The sequence below is a fragment of the Vibrio sp. 2033 genome (assembly GCF_033339735.1).
The window spans coordinates 1-691 of the sequence record NZ_JAWOVC010000364.1 but is presented as its reverse complement, the minus strand read 5'-3'; the positions used below and the strand labels follow the sequence as shown (position 1 = coordinate 691).

Genomic DNA, 691 nt, shown 5'->3' with positions numbered 1-691 from the left:
GAGTATACCTGAGTAAATTAGTCGGAAATACGGACAAAATTTACGGATATTCCTGTCAGAAGAGAGGCGATGCTGGATGGCAAAGCGCTCGGCAGCGAGACAAATCCGGTATGTGTTCAAACTCTTGGCAAAAACAAAAGGAGGAAAGGGAAATCAAACTCGACATGGTTGGTTGAAATTTGTACTGTGGCTAGGCTTTATATTTCTACCTAAATAGGTGATGAGCGAAAGCCAAAATGACAATAAAACCATCAGTTAGCAGGAAAAGGACATGCAGCAGTTTCACATCAGAAGGCTGAGAGAAGAAGATATCCCGTTACTCAAAGGATTATTGGTAGAGCTCGATGCCTCTCACTATGAAGCCGAGCCTAACTTCTACCGATCACCCGAAGAAATGGCGCAGCTAAGGGAAGAACGTGGCGTCTTTGACAAGTATTTCGATGACAGCATGATCGCCTTTATCGCTTGCTCACATCGACAAGTCGTTGGATTTATCTCTGGTACCGTTCGAGATATTGACTCGATGGTTTCTGTTGCAAAGCGCGTTGGCTTCGTTAACGAGTTGGTGGTCTCGGAAAGTCACCGTAACTTAGGAATAGGCTTGTCGCTCATGGACAAAATCGAAAGCGATTTATGCAATCAAGGTATTGAAGAAATTGGTTTAACGGTCGCATCGTTTAATCATGAAGGC

Annotated in this window: 1 protein-coding gene; it reads left to right on the top strand. The window is 44.0% G+C overall.

Annotated features, from left to right (window positions below; translation table 11 throughout):
- Positions 1 to 271: 271 nt before the first annotated feature.
- The coding region (locus R7P74_RS26620; protein WP_318123651.1) for a GNAT family N-acetyltransferase at positions 272 to 691 on the top strand (420 nt) is incomplete at its 3' end.